The 18,778-nt window shown below is 69.5% G+C and carries 15 protein-coding genes; 6 read left to right on the top strand and 9 right to left on the bottom strand.

The features are described from left to right. Positions 1–5: 5 nt before the first annotated feature. On the bottom strand, positions 6–473 hold the full coding sequence (locus GTY96_RS04710) for a DUF2147 domain-containing protein (RefSeq protein ID WP_143898800.1): 468 nt from the start codon (positions 471–473) through the stop codon (positions 6–8). A 219-nt stretch (positions 474–692) separates the two neighbouring features. Then, complete coding sequence (locus GTY96_RS04705) at positions 693–1,232, bottom strand: hypothetical protein (protein WP_161663968.1); 540 nt, start codon at positions 1,230–1,232, stop codon at positions 693–695. Positions 1,233–1,456: 224 nt separating this feature from the next. Here GTY96_RS04705 and GTY96_RS04700 point away from each other — a divergent pair, with 224 nt between their 5' ends. Beyond that, positions 1,457–3,931, top strand: a complete 2,475-nt coding sequence (locus tag GTY96_RS04700) for a WD40 repeat domain-containing protein (RefSeq protein WP_161663967.1) — start codon at positions 1,457–1,459, stop codon at positions 3,929–3,931. A gap of 96 nt (positions 3,932–4,027) precedes the next feature. On the opposite strand, the gene GTY96_RS04695 is transcribed toward GTY96_RS04700, so the two are convergent. After that, entirely contained in the window at positions 4,028–5,002 is a 975-nt protein-coding gene (locus GTY96_RS04695) for an NAD-dependent epimerase/dehydratase family protein (protein ID WP_143898797.1), read from the bottom strand. Positions 5,003–5,033: 31 nt separating this feature from the next. After that, on the bottom strand, positions 5,034–6,026 hold the full coding sequence (locus GTY96_RS04690; RefSeq protein ID WP_235685325.1) for a GlxA family transcriptional regulator: 993 nt from the start codon (positions 6,024–6,026) through the stop codon (positions 5,034–5,036). Positions 6,027–6,161: 135 nt separating this feature from the next. On the opposite strand from GTY96_RS04690, the gene GTY96_RS04685 reads away from it, so the two are divergent. Together GTY96_RS04685 and GTY96_RS04675 are read left to right on the top strand one after the other, a co-directional pair. After that, a complete protein-coding gene (locus tag GTY96_RS04685; protein WP_143898795.1) occupies positions 6,162–6,983 on the top strand; it encodes a dienelactone hydrolase family protein in 822 nt (273 codons plus the stop codon). A gap of 454 nt (positions 6,984–7,437) precedes the next feature. Further along, positions 7,438–8,346, top strand: coding sequence for a LysR family transcriptional regulator (locus GTY96_RS04675; protein WP_161663965.1), 909 nt, complete (start codon positions 7,438–7,440; stop codon positions 8,344–8,346). A gap of 33 nt (positions 8,347–8,379) precedes the next feature. Here the strand turns inward: GTY96_RS04675 and GTY96_RS04670 are convergent, their stop codons facing one another. The 3 genes from GTY96_RS04670 to GTY96_RS04660 form a co-directional block, all read right to left on the bottom strand. Beyond that, on the bottom strand, positions 8,380–9,369 hold the full coding sequence (locus tag GTY96_RS04670) for an aldo/keto reductase (protein WP_161663964.1): 990 nt from the start codon (positions 9,367–9,369) through the stop codon (positions 8,380–8,382). 55 nt (positions 9,370–9,424) lie between these two features. Further along, entirely contained in the window at positions 9,425–10,474 is a 1,050-nt protein-coding gene (locus GTY96_RS04665) for an NAD(P)-dependent alcohol dehydrogenase (RefSeq protein ID WP_161663963.1), read from the bottom strand. 168 nt (positions 10,475–10,642) lie between these two features. After that, a complete protein-coding gene (locus tag GTY96_RS04660) occupies positions 10,643–11,005 on the bottom strand; it encodes a DoxX family protein (protein WP_255441863.1) in 363 nt (120 codons plus the stop codon). Positions 11,006–11,179: 174 nt separating this feature from the next. Here GTY96_RS04660 and GTY96_RS04655 point away from each other — a divergent pair, with 174 nt between their 5' ends. Beyond that, positions 11,180–11,587 carry a winged helix-turn-helix transcriptional regulator gene (locus GTY96_RS04655; protein ID WP_161663962.1) on the top strand — a complete coding sequence of 136 codons (408 nt, stop codon included), beginning with the start codon at positions 11,180–11,182 and terminating at the stop codon, positions 11,585–11,587. Between the two features lie 116 nt (positions 11,588–11,703). Here GTY96_RS04655 and GTY96_RS04650 read toward each other — a convergent pair whose 3' ends face one another. Both GTY96_RS04650 and GTY96_RS04645 read right to left on the bottom strand, forming a co-directional pair. Then, positions 11,704–13,554 (bottom strand): bifunctional metallophosphatase/5'-nucleotidase, encoded by a 1,851-nt coding sequence (locus GTY96_RS04650; RefSeq protein WP_143898789.1) that lies wholly within the window; start codon positions 13,552–13,554, stop codon positions 11,704–11,706. Between the two features lie 95 nt (positions 13,555–13,649). Next, entirely contained in the window at positions 13,650–15,791 is a 2,142-nt protein-coding gene (locus GTY96_RS04645) for a M28 family peptidase (protein ID WP_161663961.1), read from the bottom strand. Between the two features lie 203 nt (positions 15,792–15,994). On the opposite strand from GTY96_RS04645, the gene GTY96_RS04640 reads away from it, so the two are divergent. Together GTY96_RS04640 and GTY96_RS04635 are read left to right on the top strand one after the other, a co-directional pair. Continuing rightward, positions 15,995–17,413: a hypothetical protein gene (locus GTY96_RS04640; RefSeq protein WP_161663960.1), complete on the top strand. Its 1,419-nt coding sequence runs from the start codon at positions 15,995–15,997 to the stop codon at positions 17,411–17,413. A gap of 225 nt (positions 17,414–17,638) precedes the next feature. Beyond that, a complete protein-coding gene (locus GTY96_RS04635; RefSeq protein WP_328700765.1) occupies positions 17,639–18,718 on the top strand; it encodes an SGNH/GDSL hydrolase family protein in 1,080 nt (359 codons plus the stop codon). Positions 18,719–18,778: the final 60 nt, after the last annotated feature.

The following is an 18,778-nucleotide window of genomic DNA, read 5'->3' as shown; positions in this document are numbered from 1 at the left end:
TCCGGCTACTCGGCGCGGTTCCAGTGCTGGGTGCGGCCCAGCAATGACATGCCAATGTAGCCGCGGACCTTCAGCTTCTTGCCCCCCTCCTCGACGGCGATCTTGCACTTGTAGGTCTTGCCGTTCGCCGGATCGAGGATGGTGCCACCGGACCACTCGTCGTCGTCCTTCTTCAGGTCGCGCAGGATGGTCATCCCGATGATGGGCTGGTCCTTCAGCGCCCCCTGGCACTTGTCACAGACCGGGTTCTGCTCTTCCGTGGGCTCGCGGAAGAGCTTCTCGATCTTCCCGTACAGCTTGCCGTTCTCCTCGTAGATGGCGATGACCGACTTGGGCTTCTTCGTCTCGTCATCGATGGTCGTCCACCGGCCGACGGCGCCCGTCGCCTCCGCGGGGGCCTTGTCCTCGGCCAGGGAGTTGGAGGCCAGCAGCAACATCAGGGAAGCGAGTCCGAACCACCGGGTTGCGTTCATGTCGGCATGTCCTTCTGCGCGAGAGTTCACGTCGGAGGGAGCGCTTGCGCGCCAGAGTCACGTCCCACCCTGTGTACTCCACCGCCGTGCCGGCAGTCAGGTCTTCCGCACGCTCTGTGCGATGACCAGCAGCGTCACACCCCGGCCCCGGAGGTCTCGCGGCGGGCTCGCGAGGGAGGAGCGTCACGGGGGCTCTGGACGCTCCTCCGGATGACACACCTATCTGCGTCGAGCGGTGCCTTCCAGGTACGTCCGGAACTCGGCTCCGGGTGGGGCGATCTCGAATTTGACGTTGAGCGTGCCGTCCGCGTTCAGCCGATACGAGAGCCGGAAGCGGGGGCCGCCGCGGCCTTCGTCGGTGACGAACTCGGCGCTCGCGGGTGAGTCCTCCGCGTGGGCCGCGTACTGCAGGACATGCCCCTCGTTGTCGAAGTAGCTCGCGCGGACCGCGTCGGGCGTCGGCAGATAGAGGACCATCAAGTCCTCATGGATTCCAGCGGGCGTCGAGGACTCGTTCCGGCGGACCAGCACCTGCCCCTGCACATCGGGTTGGAACGTGAAGGTCCCCGCCGACGCGCCGGGCGTACCGCCGCCCGCCGCATCCCAGGTGCCCAGGAGGAAAGCGAAGGGCTTCAAGGCCCCGGCCAGCTCGACCACCTTGGCCGGCGCGGCGTGAGCCTCCACCGGGCGCTGCGTGCCCGTGGTGGCACAGCCTGAGAGCGAGAGGAGGACCGAAGCGCCCACGACGAAGGTTCGCAACCTCGTGATGTTCATGAGGTGACCTGAGCGTCGAGCCGGGGAGTGGATGTCATCGCCAGAAAATAGCGGAGGCGCGTCCCGAGCCCAAGTGTGAGCCGCCGCCCCGATTGCGTGCTCACACCCGGGCGACGGCCGGCTGTTCCCAGCTCGGTCACGGGCATCTTCGAGCCACCGGCGCACGCTGGGTGCGAGTACCCTCCAGGCCTCACTGCCCCGGCGCCACCATGTCCCCTGACTCCCCGTCCCTCGCGTCACTCACCGACCTGCCCACCCTCGAACGGCTGCTGAAGGCCGGGGGCGTGGACGCGCTCATGGCCGCCCTGGATGACGGACTCGCGCGGACGCCCGCGGAGGCCCGTGTGTCCACGGCAGGAGGTCCCATCGTGGGCCCGCGGACGCTGCGCTTCCTCCGGAGCGCCGTCGCGCTCGACGCGGACTTCCTGCGCGAGCATCCAGAGGCGCTGTTTCAATGTCTCTACAACCGCCTGCGCTGGTTCGACGCGCCAGACGTCGCGTCGCACTACCCTCCGGAAGCGCGAGGCGCCTGGACCCATCCAGAGGCACACCTGTTCCAACTAGCGAAGCTCTGGCGCGGGCAGCGGGATGCCGCTGGGGGCGGGCCCTGGCTGGAGTCGCTGCTGCCGCTGCGTGGCGAGCTGGACTCCACGGATCAAGTCCTCCCTCACGGCGCCATCGTGCTCTGCGCAAACTTCAGCCCGTCGGGGACGATGCTGGCGACGGGGTCATGGGAGGACGAGCGGAACGTGAGCGTCTGGGACCTCGCCACGGGCCAGCGCCTGCGGGTGATGGCGGGTCATGAGGCGGAGGTGCGCAGCGTCGCGTGGAGCCCGGACAGCACGCGGCTGGCGTCGGGCTCCCGCGACCATGAAGCGCGCATCTGGGACGTGCGCACGGGCGCGCTCCTGCACGCGCTGACCCGGCAAGAGGGGCAGGTGACGTCGGTGGCGTTCAGTCCCGACGGGAGGTGGCTCGCCGCCGCGAACCTCGGGTGGGTGGTGCGCCTGGTCGACGTCGAATCCGGCCAGGAGGTGCGCACGCTGGAGGGCCACCAGCAGTCCGTGCTGTGCGTGGCCTTCCATCCCTCTGGGCGGTGGCTCGCCTCGGGCGCCTCGGACAACACGGTTCGCGTCTGGGACACCGAGACGGGCACGGTCGTGGCGGTCCTCCCCTCCCAGATGCCCGTCGAGTCCATCGCCTTCAGCCCCGACGGGCGGTGGCTCGCGATGAGCACCGACAACGGCATCGCGCGGGCCGAGACCCGCGACTGGAAGCTGACGCCCGGGTCGAGCGGGCACGTTGTCTACTCCAGCGTGGCGTGGCTCGACGACACCCGCCTGGGGGCGCTCACGTTCAACCGCGTGGAGGTGCTGGACGCGCGCACAGGAGAGGTCCTGCTGACGCGCCCGTACCCCCACAACTGGCGCCAGCGAAGCGTGGCCTTCCACCCCAACGGGAGGCGCTATGCCCTCACGGCCTCGGACGGACGGGTGCGCGTCAACGACCTGGATGCGGAGGTCCCGCCCACGCTGCTCGCCGAGGGGGATGGCGTCCTGGCGCTGTGGGGCCCCTCGGAGGGGAGCATGGCCATCGCACGGCGGCTCCAGTCGTCGCTCGCCATCGACGCCCAGGGCCACGCGCGCGCGTTTCCCAACGACCCCGCCGAGGCGGGCCACCATCCATGGGGAGTCTCGCCCGGAGGCGAGCGGGCGGCGTACTCCATCCGGCGCTCGGGTGAATCACCCCTCCACGCGGGCGTCCAGGTGATGGACCTGCGAACGCTCGCGCCGGAGCGCGTGCTCGCGGCACCGCCGGGCCCGCCCGAAGGGCCGGATGTCCTCCTCTCCGAGCAGCCCATCGCCTTCTCCCCCGACGGCCAGCTCCTGGCCGGACCCGTGGAGCCGGACACGGTGCGGCTGTGGCGCGCGACCGACGGGGCCTTGCTGCACGCATTTCACGGCCCCGGGGGAACGGCCGACGTGGTGGCCTTCACTCCGGACGGCGCGCACCTGGTGACGTGCTACCCGGAAGACTCCCGCTTGCAGGTGCATGACGTCATGAGCGGAGAGCGGATCGTCGACACCGAAGCGCTCATGGATCCCCAGCCGTCCTGGGCCACCGCGGAGCGGGCACCCCGTCTCGCGGTGGGTCAGGCCTCGGGGGCGGTGGAGCTGTTCGACCTGACTGGAGGTTCGTCGAGCGTCATCGAGACCTCGGAGGAGCCCGTCGGCCTGGGGCTCTCCGCGGATGGAACCCTCCTGGCGGTCTGCGGCATGGATCGCGTCGTGCGCCTCTACGACGCGCGCACCGGGGTGCTCCTGCACGCGTGGCCCCACCCAGCGCTGGCCTTCGCGGTCGCCCTGGGCGAGAGCGTCGCCATCACCCAAGCCAATGACCAGATCACCCGATTCTTCGACCTGGAGACGGGCGCCCTTCGCGGGGAGGTCGAGGGAGCGGTGGCGCCCGAGGAGGCCCTGCGCCGGCCGCTCTGGGAGGCGCTGGGAGACGGCCCCGTGGCGTTCCACCAGAGGCGGGACATCACGCCGCTGGTGCACTTCCACGACGCGATGGAGGAGGTGGTCATCCTGCGCGATGGGCTGGTGGTGGCGCGCGGGCGTACGGAGAAGGACTTCCTCTACGTCCTGAAGCTCCGCGGCCAGGTGAACACGTCATCCCGTTGAGCCGCGTCGACGGACAGGGCGAACGCCGCGCCTGTCGCGGCGGCGGCCCCCGCTGCCCAGCGGACGCCGGGCCCACATGCCCCCGGAGCGGTCCGCTCAGACAGGTGTCGCAGGCTCCGCGTGGTACCCCTTCGAACCGACGATTCGCGAGAGCTCGCTGCGGTGACTCCGCGAGAGCAGCAGCTCCTGCAGCACGCTCCGGAAGTCCCACCGGGGCCGCCATCCCAGCTGCGTCCGCGCGAGCTCATTGACGTACACGCGCTCGATGGTGGGAAACATGGCCCAGCCGCGCTGCTGATACAGCGCCTCGAACTCGGGCGCGTACCGGCGCACGACCGCGGGCGCGTCGGTGCGCAGGAGCGCCAGGTCGTCACGGGTGAAGGGCGTGGTCGCGCTGATGATGTAGCGGCCAAAGCCAATCGACCGCGCCTTGGTCATCGCGAGCAGGTGCGCGTCGACGACGTCTTCGATCTCGACTCGGCGATAGAGGAACTCGTTGACCTTCGCGTTGGTGTCCTCGTAGGCGCTGCGCATCGCCGCGTCGTCGTCCCCCTCGGGAAAGAAGCGGGAGGTGCGCAGCACGATGCATGGCAGGCCCGCGTCGCGGTGGGTCAGCTCGCACAGGTCCTCCGCGGCGACCTTGGTGACGCCGTAGATGTTCTTCGGCACCGGCACCACCGCCTCGGTGATCCACGCTGCGGGCTCGCCTTCGGGCGGCACGAGCGCACGACCGAAGGTGCTGGTGGTGCTGGTGAAGACGAAGGCGCCCACGCGCGCCGCCACCGCCTCCTCGAGCAGGTTCAGCGTCCCGGTCAGGTTGGTGTCGAGGAAGGCCTGGCGCGAGTGCGTCGCGACATGGGGCTTGTGCAGGGTCGCCGCATGAAGCACCGCCTCGACGCCGTCCATGCAGTCGCGCACGAAGGCGCGGTCGACGAGGGTGCCGACGCGCTGGGTGAACGGGGAAGGAAGCCGGTCGACACCGATGGCGTCATGTCCCTGGCGAAGCAGCGTACGCATCAGCGCCTCGCCCAGGTGGCCGGCACTGCCAGTCACGAGGACTCTCTTCTTCATGCGTTCATCGTCGCGTTCACCCCGAGGGCCGTCAACGTGACCGCTCCGCGCCGCCGCCGTCCCCACGGGCCCTCCGGGTGACTTCACCGGCTCGCGACCGGAGGCTGCCCGTCCGCTTCGCTCGGGGCGCCTCTCCGGTTTCACGACGGAAGACGCGCCGGAACGCCGCTGCGTCCGCGTAGCCCACACGCGCCGCGATGCTCTCCACGGAGTCGCGGGTCGTCTCGAGCAGGTGCACCGCGCGGGAGATCCGAAGCCGTTGCGCGAAGCGATGGGGCGTCGTGCCGAGCGCATCCTCGACCCTCCGCGCCAGGGTGCGGGGCGAGGTGGCCGTGGCGCGAGCCATCTGCTGAATCGACACCTGCCGCTCGATGTTCGCCAGCACGAACGCTTCCAGTTCCCGGACCGACGGGTCCGAGCTGCGAAGGTGCTCCGTCACCATGTAGCGCGACTGCGAGGTGCGCTCGTCGAGCACCAGGTAGCGCGCCACCAGGTGCGCCAGCGCCGGGCTCGCCGTGCGCGCCACGATGGCGAGCATCAGGTCCGCGTGCGCGAACGCGGAGCCCGCGGTGAGCACGCTCCCCGCGTCCACGACCATCCTGTCCGCGCGCAGCGTCACCCCCGCGAAGCGTCGCGCGAAGGCACCGCTGAGCCACCACGTGGTCGTTGCCTGCCGCCCGTCCAGAGCACCGGAGGCCGCCAGCACGAACGTCGCCGAGCACGATGCCGCCAGCACGACGCGCTTCCTCGCAGCGCGCGTGAGGAGTTCCACTCCGCGCGAGATGTCGGGCCGCTGGAGGAGCCCGGCGACCTGGGACTCGGTGGCCGCCCCGAGCCCCGGCAGCGCCAGCACGTCCCCCTCCCGGAGCCCGCGCGCCGACAGCGCACCGTCGACGGGCAACGTGCGCCCGGCGCCCGTGCGGACGGGCCTGCCATCCACCGACACCACGCACTGGCGCAAGGCCCGCTCGGGCACGGACGCCGTGACGAGCCCCGAGCGCAGGAGACGCGCGGCGGTGCTCATGACATCCAGTCCGACGCCCAGTGGACCGTCCGCGACTCCGTCGAAAACCAGGTGCGTCACCATGTGGCGATATTAGACCGAAGGTTGTCATTCCTGCCACTTGGCCCCGACCGGCTTCTCGCTCATCGTCGGCGCATGACTCTCTCGAACGAAACCACGGCCGACGATCCGCTCGATGACTTCGAGCGTCGCGACATCACCCTGCAGGACCAGCAGAAGGCGGTCCATGTCACCGGCAGCGGCCCCGCCGTCATCGTGCTGGCCGAGATGCCCGGCATCAGCCCACACGTCGCGCGCTTCGCGCGTTGGGTGAGGGACGCGGGCTTCACGGTCTACATGCCTTCGCTCTTCGGCCGCGACGGCGCCTACCCACTCGCGGGGGAGGGGCGCGCGGTCCTGCAGCGCGCTTGCGTGAGCGCGGAGTTTCGGGCGTTCGCGGCGAATGGGTCGAGCCCCGTGACCCAGTGGCTGCGCGCGCTCGCGAGCCTCGCGCATCAGGAGTGTGGGGGGCCGGGGGTCGGCGCGATCGGGATGTGCTTCACGGGGAACTTCGCGCTCACCCTGATGCTGGAGCGCGCGATGCTCGCGCCCGTCCTCTGCCAGCCGTCGTTGCCGCTGAACGACCCCGGCGCGATCCAGCTCTCGCAGGATGAGGCGTCCGCGGTGCGGGAGCGGCTGGAGCGCGATGACCTGACGGTGCTCGCCTATCGGTTCGAGGGGGACCGCTTCTGTACGGCCCAGCGGTTCCAGGCCTACGCGGCCGCGCTCGGAGACCGCTTCGTTCCGAGGGTGCTCCCGTCGTCCGCGGCGAACCCGACCCCGCCTCCATTCTTCGCGGAGGTCATCGGGAGCCCGCACAGCGTCGTGACAGCACACCTCATCGACGCCGCGGGAGAGCCCACCCTGGCGGCGCGCGATGAGATCCTCGCGTTCTTCGCACGCAGGCTGCGAGCATGAGGGCGCGCGGGGCCGGGGAACGCGGCGTCGAACCGGCTCATAGGCGCCAACCCCATGACGGGCATGGGCACCTCACGGGTCTGACGCGGGAGCGGCTCGCGGGGGGACTCAGGGCTGCGCGCCGTACTGCGCGTCAGTGACCTTCTCCATCCACTCGACGACCATGCCGTCGCTCGCCTCCTGGCTGGCCAGGTGGGTCATGGCGGTGGTGGGCGAGGCACCGTGCCAGTGCTTCTGACCCGGCGGAATCCACAGGCGATTGAGAGTGGCGTGCGCCCACCTCCCGCATGGAAGTCCACGCTGGACCCCAGGCCGACTGGACAGCCCGAGGCGGATGGGCTCTTAAGCAATGATTGAAAATCGAGCGCGGCACCCTCGGGGCCGGACTGGCCCCTGGGTGAGTCCGCGCGCGGGGTCGGGCGAGGTTTCCCGAAGCCTCACAGGAGCTATCGCGATGAAGCCGGCCCTCCTCCCCCAGCTGCAGGTGTTCCTCGTGGTGGCGCGTCAGCGCAGCTTCAGCGGCGCGGCGCGCGAGCTGGGCGTCTCCACGGCCGCCGTGAGTCAGTCCGTGCGGCAGCTCGAGAAGCACCTGCGCGTGGTGCTGCTCGCCCGCACGACGCGCAGCGTTTCACTGACGGACGCCGGGAGGCGGCTGGTGGAAGGCGCGGGGCCGGCGCTGGCGCAGGCGACCGCGACCCTCACCGAGGTCTCGGCCCAACCGGGCGAGGCCGTGGGCCGGCTGCGGCTGTCGCTGCCTCGGGCCGCGGTGCCCTTCATCATCGACCCGGTGCTGCCGACCTTTCGCGCGCGTCACCCACGTGTGGAGGTCGAGGTGTCGCTCGAAGACCGCCTCGTGGACATCGTCGCGGGGGGCTTTGACGCGGGCGTCCGGCTGAGCGAGACCATCGAGCGCGACATGGTGCAGGTCCGGCTCACGGATCCGTTTCGCTTCGTGGTGGTGGGCACGCCCGAATACCTGGCGCGGCACGGGACACCGCAGCGCCCCGAGGACCTGCTGCACCACGAGTGCATCACCTTCCGCTCCCCGACCACCGGGACGCTCTATGCCTGGGAGCTGGAGCGGGGGCGGAGGACCTGGCGCGTGCCGGTCCGCGGCGGCGTCGTCACCAACGATGGCCTGATGTGCTCCTCGATGGCGAAGATGGGCCTGGGGCTGGCGTACGCGTTCGAACCCAGGGTGATGGAGGAGCTGAACAGCGGGCAACTGGTGCGGGTGCTCGAACCCTACGCGCCCACGGTTCCTGGCTACTTCCTCTACTTCCCCAGCCGCGCGCAACGCTCCGGGCCGCTGCGCCTCTTCATCGAGGCGGCCAGGGAGCTGGCCCTTCGCGGCGTGAAGTGACCCGCGAGGTGCCAGGGCCGCGGAGACGTGCCCTCAGAGACCGGTCCTGCGCTCCAGGTGCTCCGGGTAGCGCGCGCCATGCACGGCGATGCTCGAAGCCGCGGTCTCGATTTCGCGCAGCTCGTCGGCGGACAGGTCGATGCCCGCCGCGCCGTTGTTCTCCTCCAGCCGACTCAGCTTCGTCGTGCCCGGAATGGGGACGATCCACGGCTTCTGCGCGAGGAGCCACGCGAGCGCGACCTGCGCCGCCGTCGCCTTCTTGCGCGCCGCGACCTTGCCCAACAACTCGACCAGGGCTTGATTCGCCCCAAGGGCCTCCGGCGTGAAGCGCGGGAGGATGTTCCGGAAGTCCCCCTTGTCGAACCGGGTCTGGGCATCCATCTTGCCCGTCAGGAATCCCTTCCCCAGCGGACTGAACGGGACGAACCCGATCCCAAGCTCCTCGCAGGTGGGCAGCACCTCCGCCTCCGGGTTTCGCGTCCACAGCGAGTATTCGCTCTGGATGGCGGCGACCGGCTGCACCGCGTGCGCGCGACGGAGGGTCTTCGCCCCCGCCTCCGAGAGGCCGAAGTGCTTCACCTTGCCCTCACGGATGAGGTCCTGCACGGCCCCGGCGACATCCTCGATGGGCACGGCCGGGTCCACGCGGTGTTGGTAGAAGAGGTCGATGGCCTCCACCTTGAGCCGCTTGAGCGCTGCCTCGGCGACCTGCTTGATGTGCTCGGGCCTGCTGTCAGTGCCCACCTGCTGCCCGTTCGCATCGAACTTGAACCCGAACTTCGTCGCGATGGCCACCTGGGCACGGAAGGGCGCGACGGCCTCGCCCACGAGCTCCTCGTTGGTGAACGGGCCGTACGCCTCGGCCGTGTCGAAGAACGTGACGCCCTGCTCGAAAGCCGCGCGGATGAGCGAGATTCCCTGCTGCCGGTCCATCGGCGGGCCGTAGCCAAAGCTCATCCCCATGCAGCCGAACCCGAGGGCCGAGACCTCCAGGCCGCTCTTTCCCAACATGCGTTTCTTCATCGCATCTTCTCCTGAGTGGGCTCCCGAAACATCGGGAGCGATTCGGGCTGGTCTGTCAGCCTTTCAAGCTCGCCATGTCGATGACGAAGCGGTAGCGGACGTCACTCTTGAGCACCCGCTCGTAGGCCTCGTTGATCTTCTGGATGGGGATGACCTCGATGTCCGAGGCAATGCCATGCCTGGCGCAGTGGTCGAGCATCTCCTGCGTCTCGGCGATGCCGCCGATGATCGAGCCCAGGAGCCGCTTGCCCCCGAGGATGAGCGAGAACGGATGGAGCGGCGACGCGGTCGCCGGCGCTCCGACGATGGCCATCGTGCCCCGAGGGCGGAGCAACCCGAGATAGGCGTTGTAGTCATGTGGCGCGGAGACGGTGTCGATCAACAGGTCCAGCCGACCCGCCAGCCGTTGGAAGGACTCCGCGTCCTTCGTCACCACGAAGTCGGTGGCGCCGAGCCGGCGGGCGTCGGCTTCCTTGCCGCTGGACGTGCTCAGGACCGTCACCTGGGCCCCCATGGATGCCGCCAGCTTCACCGCCATGTGGCCCAGCCCGCCGAGTCCAACCACTCCCACGCGGTCGCCCGGCTTGCAGCCACTCTGGCGCAGGGGCGAGTACGTGGTGATGCCGGCACACAGCAGGGGGGCGGCGGCCGCGGGGTCCATGCCCGCGGGGATGCGCAGGGCGAAACGTTCGTCCACCACGAGCTGGCTGGAATAGCCGCCATAGGTGGGGGTCTTCCGGTCCATCTCGGTGCCGTTGTAGGTGGGCGCATTGCCCTCCTGGCAGAACTGCTCCAGGTCCTCCTTGCAGGGGCCGCACGTCCGGCACGAATCGACCATGCAGCCCACGCCCGCGATGTCACCGACCTTGAACTTGGTGACTCCGCTCCCAAGTCGCGCGACCCGCCCCACGACTTCGTGCCCCGGGACCATGGGGAAGACGCCGCCCGACCACTCATCGCGCGCCTGATGGATGTCGGAGTGGCAGACGCCACAGAACAGGACGTCGAGGACGACGTCGTGAAGGCCCGGCTCGCGCCGCTCGATGATCATGGGCGCGAGCGGAGTCCCCGCCGCGGCAGCTCCCCAAGCTTGAATCTTCTGCATCTCTCTGCTCCTGGATGAAGGGAGGGTTTCTCCGGTCAGGTGGAGAGAGATACGGTCTTCGTTCGCGCAAGACTAGGCGCCGGGGATCGGATGGGCTTTGAAGCCGTGCTTGATAATGGAGCGTCCCGGCCCGGCGGGCGGACAGGCCCTTCAAGGGACTCCCGCGCCTCACGCACGCGGCGGGATGGGCCACTTCGAGCGCCGTCCCCAGACGACGAAGAGCGCGAGGAACACGAGGAAGAAGTTGAAGGGCGTATTCGCCGCTTCACCGCGTGACAGGTGAAAGACGATGGCGCTCACCTGAAGGAGCGCGCACCCCAGCGCCGCGAGCCAGGTCAGGCCTGGCTGGATGCGCGTCAGCGCGGGCAGCACGAGCCCGACTCCGCCCAGGAGATCGATCACGCCCGTCGCGAGGAAGAAGGCCGCGGGGACCTGTCCAGCCCAGGGGATCAGCTCGGCGATCCTGGGGATGGGGGTGAGGAGCTTCCACAGCCCCGTGCCGGCGAAGGTGACGGCCAGGAGCGCCTGCACGACCCATAGGCCGACATGAAGGGCCTTCGATGGCTGCGCGTTGGATGTGATTGGAGCGGCCGCGTCGTTCATCGCGTTCCTCGGGGTTCCGGGTGGTTACTTTCGTGTGCCTGGTCACTGAAGGTGACCGAGGGGTTATCTTGCGTACCGCGCGACGCCTGACAAGGAGGCACATTGAAGTCACTAGGGAACGGAAAGCTGACCAAGCGCATCGCCGACGACTGCGTCGCCACGCGCGAGGTCCTGAACCGCGTCGGCGACAAGTGGAGCGTGCTGGTGATCGTCAACCTGGGGGACGGCGCCCTGCGCTTCAGCGACCTGAAGCGCGCCATCGAGGGCATCTCCCAGCGCATGTTGACGCTCACGCTGCGGAGCCTCGAGCGGGACGGGCTGGTGAGGCGCACCGTCCTCCCGACGACTCCACCGCGCGTCGACTACGACCTCACCCGGCTCGGGCGGACGCTGCTCGAACCCGTGACCGGCCTCGCGGTCTGGGCCCAGCGCCACAGTCCCGACGTCCAGCGGGCCCGCGACACCTTCGACCGGGCCGCGCGGGAGACGCCCCGCGCGAGCGGCGGCTGAGCCCCGAAGAACCGGGGCGCTGTCGCGCGACGGCGCTTCACGAGCGCCCCACCCTTCGCCGGGGTCCGGGCGCGCACGAACCTCGAGCGCCCGGACCCATGGAAGTCCGCCCGCTGCTACTCCGGCTGCACGCACTTCGCCGCGCCGAGCGTGGACGCGAAGTAGTGCGTGTAGAGGTCGGGGGCGAGCGAGAAGTTGCAGGTGTTCACCGCGTCCGGCGACAGGCCCTGGTGCGTCTGGAGATAGCGCGCGACGTAGTCACGCACGCCGTCCGCCGAGGTCCACAGCACACGGCCCTCCCGGAACATGCTGTACCCACCGCCACCGCCTCCGCGGTAGTTGTTGACGGCGATCCGGAAGACCTGGTCGTCCCGGACGTCCTGGCCCTGGAAGCGCAGGTGCGTGAGCCGCGAGCCCGCGGGCTTCGTCAGGTCGTACCCGTAGTCGATGCGCGAGTAGAGGTCCCAGTTGTAGTCCGCGACGACGGGCGAGGTGGCCTTCGCGCCCTCGGGCTTCGCGGGCAGGTTGTTCGCGTCGAGCGTGGCGAAGTAGAGCGTGTTCATCTCCAACGCACGCCGGAGGATGGAGCCGTTGATCTCCATCACATACAGCGTGTTGTCGTAGATGTAGATGCTGTAGGCGTCGCGAAGGGTGACGTCCCCCGCCGGCAGCGCGCCATCGTTGGTGAAGAGGGCGGTCGCGGACAGGTCCACGGCATGACCGGCCTCCAGCGCGGCCTCCTCCTGCACGATGTTCAGCAGGTCCGCCAGGGGGCTGTCCACGTAGCGCCCGGCGAAGCCGCCGGGGAACGCCGCGGTGGTGGTGCCAATCTTCTGGTTCACATAGGTGACCGTGGTGTCGTGGTAGGCCTGGGTCAGCCCCGCGACCGTGGCATCCACGGCCACGCTGTCGTCCACCGCATGGAGCCGGGCGTCGTGGGTGTCCACACCCCAGCGCTCGCCGCTCCAGGTGACGCGGAGCTGGACGTCGGCCAGATGGCTGCCCCAGCGGTTGGGCTGGGTGAGCAGGACCTCGTGGCCGTCCTGGTTCTTCAGCAGCATCTTCGGGATGGGTTGGTGGGTGTGGCCGGTGAGGAGCACGTCCACGCCGGCCACCTCCTGGGCAATCTGAACGGCCTCGTTCTCACCCGGGAGGTTGCCCCGGTCCGTCCACTTCGTGGCGTCCGCGTAGTCGGCGAGCCACGACTCGGGGCTGCTCGCGCTGCCAACCGGCTGCTTGTCCGGACCGCTGTGGATGGCCACCACCACCACGTCCGCGCCGGCCTGCTTCATCTTCGGCACGTAGGCCTTCGCGGTCTCCAGGGGGTCATCGATCCGCAGGCCCGCGATGTTCTCCGCGCGCTCCCACGTCGACACGCCGGGCGTCACCAGACCGAGGATGCCGACCTTCACATCGCACACCGTCGTGAGCACATACGGCGTGAAGGCCTCGGAGCCGTCCGCGCGCTTGCGCACGTTGGCGCCCAGGAGGGGGAAGTTCGCCTCGCTCTTGAACTTGTTGAGGACGTCCAGGCCGTAGTTGAACTCATGGTTGCCCAGGGCCATGGCGACATAGCCCAGCTCATTCATGGCGGCGGCCATGGGGTGCTTGGGCGCGTTGTCCACGAGGGCATAGTAGGTGCCGAGCGGCGTGCCCTGGATGGTGTCACCCGTGTCCACGAGCAGCGTGCAGTCCGGATTCTTCTCACGCTCTTGCTTGACGAGCGTGGCCACCTTGGCGACGCCGCGCTTCGCGTCTGGCTTTCCGGTGAAGTAGTCCCACGGGAAGATGTTGGTGTGCAGGTCGCTCGTCTGGAGCAGCGTCAGCGTGCGCGGCGAGGTGTCCCGTGGGGGCGGTGGCACCGGCGGATCCTCGCTGGAATCACCACAGGCGGTCAGCAGCGAGCAGGAGCCCACGAGGAACAGGGAGGCGGTGCGCAGCGCACGCGCCAGGACAGGGAGACGCATCAATCAACCTCAACGAAGTGGAATGCCGGGAGGGAATACCCAGCCGGCGGACCCTAACGTCTCCCTTTCCATCCCAGACATGAATTCACCTTCTCTCAGCGAATCCGCGTCATGACGCCGCCCTGCTCCAACAATCCAAAGAGCTCCACGAGTGCATCCACGGGAAAGACATGGCCGTACTCGGCATAGGCCGCGTCGCGGATGTCCGCCACGGAGCGCTTGCCGTCGGCGTAGCTCGCGAGGGCATCCGGCAGTTGGTAGAAGCGCAGCTCCCCCTCCCCACGCTCCCGCAGGGCCGTCTCCGCGGCGGTGATGGCGGCCTGCACGGCGGCCACCCGGGGCTGCTGCTCGGGGGCCGCCTTGCGCGCCAGCTCGTCGAACGAAGCAAGCTCCTGGCCCTTCACGCGGCGCGGGACGAAGGTCCGGGCCTGGCGTTCGGCCGCGCTGGGAGAAGCCTCTCGCAGGGATGCGCCGCGAGCCTTGCCGTCCACCTCCAGGCGTCCCAGTGCCTGCGCCTCCGCGCTCTCCAGTGCCTTGGCCATGGCCTGCACGGGGGCGGCGGGCGCGCCCAGGGACAGACAGGAGCGCAGGGCCTCGCGCTCGCGCTGATAGGCGATGCGCACCGCGGCGCGGGTGAGCCGGTAGGTCTCCGGCAGCTCCGCCACCGGGACCGAGGTCAGATCGCGGCGGGCCCTGAACTCGTCCTCCGCCACGCGCCGCACGCCGTGCAGCGCCACCAGACGCGCCAGCTCCAGGGCGCCCGCGCCTTCCGCCCAGGCGGCGACGGTGATGGAGGCCAGACCCGCGAAGGCGGCGCGGTGCAGCTGGGTCGGGTCCACGTTCTCCGGCCGGTCGCCGCTGGTGTGGTAGCCATCGTCGGGCCAGGTGGAGAAGGCCACGCCGGGGATGCCGTGGTCGTTGAAGAGCTGGTGATCCGAGCCGCGGCCGTAGCGCTCCATGTGCGCGTCCATGGGGTCCTGTGACCCGGTGACCGAGCCGATGCGGAAGTCCTTCCGCGGCGGATACACCACGCTGTTGAAGCGGTTCATGAAGGCCAGCGTGGATTCGGAGACGGCGTTCACGAAGCTGCCGTTCCAGTCCGGGGTGTAGGACACCTGGAAGCGCGAGTGGGCGCGGGTCAGGCTCGCGCCGAGCATGTCGAAGTTGAACTGGGCCACCCGTCGCACCGGCTCCTCACCGTGGAGGGAGAACCATTCGCGGGTGCCCTCGAACTCCGGCAGCCAGAGCACGCGCAGGGTGCGCACCGGCGGCGGGAGCACGCCCCGGCGGATGAGCGTGGTGTAGGTGCGCACCAGCTCCAACAGGGTGGCCGACCCCGAGGCGTTGTCATCCGCCCCGGGCTTGTAGTGGTCCAGGTGGGCAGTGAGGACGAGCTCCTCCCCGGCGCGGGTGCCAGGAATGACGCCGCTGACGATGCTCAGGTGTCCCGTGTCGGTCTGCGTGGCGATGCTAACGTCCACCTTCACCGGGCCCGCCCGAAGCTGGGCGAGCAGCTCGCGCCCCTGCCGGTCGGAGATCATGAACAGGAAGGGTGCTGGCACGCCCGGCGTCGACAGCGACCTTGGGACGACGCCCCAGCCCACCTGATCCGGAAAGTCGCCGTCCATGCGGTGTGACAGGTTCCAGGGCGGCGTCGAGTAGGACGACACCACCCCCACCGCGCCGCGCTTCACCACGGCGTTGCGCAGGGCGGCGACGGGGTGGCCCCGGGTGAGAGCCACCTTGCCCTTCAGGTCCTTGCCCGCGTACTCCGCCTCCTGGGTGCCCGTGCCCACGTCGACCAGCTCCACGTCCGCGCCCTCGAAGGCTCCGCTGCCCGCCGCCAGGGACATGGGCAGGTCGGCGTACGACGTCACGCGGTACCGGTGGGCGCCGGCCACCCACAGCTCGCCGCGGGTGGCGCGCCACTGGGGACCGTCCTTCATGGGCTCCAGGCGCACGTCCTGGAGTCCGGCGGCCTCCGCGGCGGTCTTCGTCCACGCGGCGGCTTCGGTGTAGCCGGACTGGGTGTCCCGCGCGATCAATGCGAGCCGCTGCACGCCGTCATGGATGCGGTCGCCGGAGCTCTCCTGGATGAGCGCGCGCACCGCGTCGTCCCGCAGCACCAGACCGGTGGTGGGCGACACGGGCCCCAGCGGGGACGTGGGCGGCTGCGCGGCGGCGCTGAGCGTGATGAGAAGGACAAGGGAGGCGAACGGATGCGGGCAGGTGCGCATGAGGTCCCTCCTCAGTACGAGCGCCAGCGGATGTCCAACAACTTCCGTGGTGGGAGCCAGGACCCGCGCCCGTTTCGCTCACCGCGTCATGCGCACGCCCTGGCTCGAATCCCTCTCCTCACGACGAATCATTGCCACCCGGGGCCCATTGCCAGACATCTCCAAACGCTGTCTGTTTGAGCGCTCACCCAAAGGAGAAGGTCATGGCACATCGCGGATTCGGCCTTGAGGTCTTCTGCTGTATCGCGCTGTTGGGATGGGGGTGCGGTGGAGTGCCTCCGGGCACCGACGAGCCGCCCAGCGCGACGCAGGTGGAGATGCAGCTCCAGGAAGCGGTGGAGGAGGAGTCCACGGAGGACGCCCGGGGCCATGGCCACACACCGCCCGGGGCGAGCGTGGAGCTGCGGCAGCTCCAGGCCTTCCCGACCTCCATCACACATGACCGGGACGGCAACCGGGTCCTCCTGGCCTCCTTCGCCGGAACCGTCGACTTCGGAGGGGGGCCCGTCTCCGTGCCGGGGGGCGGCGGCGGCTTCGCGCTGGTGGGATACAAGCCCCATGGCGCCTTCAAATGGGCTCGGGCCTTCGCGGGCAGCGCCTCGTCATTGATTGGCCCGGCGATCGACAGGAAGAGGAACCTCGCCCTGGTGGTGGAGAAGTCATTCCAGGGAGCCATCGACTTTGGCGGAGGCCCCATCTCCGCCGCGCGTTTCATCGTCGGGTTGGATCCATCCGGTGGCTTCCGCTGGGTCCGCCCCATCGCCGGCCAGGGCTTCTTCCAGCCCTATCAGATTGTCGCCAGCCGCTCCGGAGACATCACGATCTCGGGCGTCTACAACGGCGTCGTGGACTTCGGGCAGGGCCCGCTCGCGTCGGCGCTGGATACGGCCTTCATCGCCCAGTATTCCGCCGATGGCACGCCCCGCTGGAGCCACATCTTTCCCGACGTGAAGGGCAGCGAGGCCACCGGGCTGGCGGTGGATGACGACGGAACCGTGTACCTGGGAGGAACATTCACCACCGCCTTCAACGGAGATGGCAGCTACTACGGCGACTTCTTCCTCATGCGATTCACGCCCAGAGGCACCCGGGTCTGGAGCCGACGAGTCCTGGGCCCCCTGGGCAACGTGAGGCGTCTGGCCATGCATGGCAACCGGGTGGCGCTGACTGGCTTCTTCCGCGAGCCCTTCTCCTTCGCGGGAAAGACCGTGACGCCCTCGGACGGGCGGGATGCCTTCGTCGCGACCTACTCGACTTCAGGCGCGGAGTCCTGGGGGTGGGGCTTCGCGACCGACGGGCGCTCCATCGACATGTCCCCGAAGGGTGAGGTGGTGGTGGTCGGTGAGTACGTGGACGGAGACTCGATCGTCGGAGTCCCGCTCCCACCGGTGCCGCCGAGCGCGTCCCCTTGGAGCCTCTTCGCCGCCAGCTTCGAGAGTTCGAATGGACGACTCCGGTGGGCGCAAGGATTCCCCTCCACCGGCATCTGGGTCTCCGACGTCAGCATCGGCAAGCAGGGCGTGAGCAGGGTCGTGGGGTACTTCTGGGGAGACACGGACTTTGGCGATGGGCCGGTGATGCCCGGGTCGTCGCCAGGGTTCGTGCTGGGACTCGCGCGCTGAGGTGAAGAGTCCGTCAGGGAGCGTGCCCGAGAGACGGAAGCGATAGTCTCCCGCGCCATGAGGATGAGCATGCACGCCGCGCCCGGAACCCCCTCCTGCCTGGGACGAGGACTCCGGTTCGCCAGCCTCGGCCTCGGTGTATCCCTGGCGGCATGCAGTGCTCCTCCTCGGCCACCGGCGGGGGACCCCGGCTCCGGGGCCCCCACGGTGGGAACACAGACGTGGGTGAACCTCCCCGCCGCGGACGCGCGCGTGCAGTACATCGGACGGACGTGGCGCTCCGGCACCGGCGTCACCTTCTCCCACCCCGGGGTGACGATTCGCGCGCGCTTCTGGGGGGACGCCGTGCGGATGCGGCTCGACGACGCGGGCCAGGGCGGCGAGGTGGGGACCAACTACTTCGACGTGGCGATTGACGGGGCGCCTCCACAGCGGCTCGCGGTGCGAAGCAGCCAGTCCACCTACCCGCTCGCCAGCGGCCTTCCGGTCGGACTTCACACGGTGGAGCTCATCAAGCGCACTGAGTCCTCGGTGGGCTCCAGCACGCTCGTGGCGCTCGAGATCCATGGGGAGCCCCGTGAGCCGCCCGGTCGCTCGAAGCTCCGGATGGAGTTCGTCGGGGACTCCATCACGTGTGGCTATGGCACCGACGTGGCGTTCATCCCTGAGTCAAAGTCCTGGAGGGCGCCCACCTTCACGTCGAAGCACGAGAATCCCAGACGCAGCTACGCCTGGCTCACGGCCATGCACCTGGGAGCGGAGCCCACCTTCGTCTGCTATTCGGGCCATGGGGTCTACCGGAACCTGGACCTGTCGACGTCCGGGTTGCTCCCCGCGCTCTATGAACGCGCGGTGCCAGACCTGCCCGCCTCCTGGGACTTCTCACGCGATCCCCCCGCGGTGATTGTCATCAACGCGGGCACCAACGACGTCCTCGCGGGAAGCGGCACGGACGCGTTCCTGCCCGACGAGGCGGCCTTCAAGGCGGCCTATCGGGCCTTCCTCGAGCGTCTGCGGGCGCTGCACCCCGAGGCACACATCGTCTGCACGCTTGGCAGCATGACGGACGGCTACAAACAAGCCTCCCGGGAGGGTGTGGTGACTTCGGCGCATGTCGGCGAATGGATCACCGAGCTGGTCGCGGAGCGACAACACAGGGGGGATGCCCGGGTCTACCGGCACGTCATGGCCGTACAGGTCCCGGGCGTCGACGGCGTTGGCGAGGACTGGCATCCGTCCGCCGCCACGCACCGGAAGATGGCGGAGGCGCTCAGCCGGTTCATCCAGGACGTCGTGCGGCCCTGAGCGCGAGCCGACCTGCGCGGGCGCCACGCCGATGAAATGGCTTCTCCCTGGAGAGGTGTC

It is taken from the genome of Corallococcus silvisoli (assembly GCF_009909145.1).
Classification (GTDB): domain Bacteria; phylum Myxococcota; class Myxococcia; order Myxococcales; family Myxococcaceae; genus Corallococcus; species Corallococcus silvisoli.
Note: the sequence above shows the minus strand (reverse complement) of the source record. Positions and strands in the feature narration are given on the sequence as shown.

What these genes read in the sequence shown, in the direction of transcription:
- GTY96_RS04695 (WP_143898797.1), bottom strand. Translation starts at nt 5,002, where the DNA reads ATGAAGAAGAGAGTCCTCGTGACTGGCAGTGCCGGCCACCTGGGCGAG.
- GTY96_RS04650 (WP_143898789.1), bottom strand. Translation starts at nt 13,554, where the DNA reads ATGCGTCTCCCTGTCCTGGCGCGTGCGCTGCGCACCGCCTCCCTGTTC.
- GTY96_RS04645 (WP_161663961.1), bottom strand. Translation starts at nt 15,791, where the DNA reads ATGCGCACCTGCCCGCATCCGTTCGCCTCCCTTGTCCTTCTCATCACG.
- GTY96_RS04700 (WP_161663967.1), top strand. Translation starts at nt 1,457, where the DNA reads ATGTCCCCTGACTCCCCGTCCCTCGCGTCACTCACCGACCTGCCCACC.
- GTY96_RS04685 (WP_143898795.1), top strand. Translation starts at nt 6,162, where the DNA reads ATGACTCTCTCGAACGAAACCACGGCCGACGATCCGCTCGATGACTTC.
- GTY96_RS04675 (WP_161663965.1), top strand. Translation starts at nt 7,438, where the DNA reads ATGAAGCCGGCCCTCCTCCCCCAGCTGCAGGTGTTCCTCGTGGTGGCG.
- GTY96_RS04670 (WP_161663964.1), bottom strand. Translation starts at nt 9,369, where the DNA reads ATGAAGAAACGCATGTTGGGAAAGAGCGGCCTGGAGGTCTCGGCCCTC.
- GTY96_RS04665 (WP_161663963.1), bottom strand. Translation starts at nt 10,474, where the DNA reads ATGCAGAAGATTCAAGCTTGGGGAGCTGCCGCGGCGGGGACTCCGCTC.
- GTY96_RS04710 (WP_143898800.1), bottom strand. Translation starts at nt 473, where the DNA reads ATGAACGCAACCCGGTGGTTCGGACTCGCTTCCCTGATGTTGCTGCTG.
- GTY96_RS04690 (WP_235685325.1), bottom strand. Translation starts at nt 6,026, where the DNA reads ATGAGCACCGCCGCGCGTCTCCTGCGCTCGGGGCTCGTCACGGCGTCC.
- GTY96_RS04640 (WP_161663960.1), top strand. Translation starts at nt 15,995, where the DNA reads ATGGCACATCGCGGATTCGGCCTTGAGGTCTTCTGCTGTATCGCGCTG.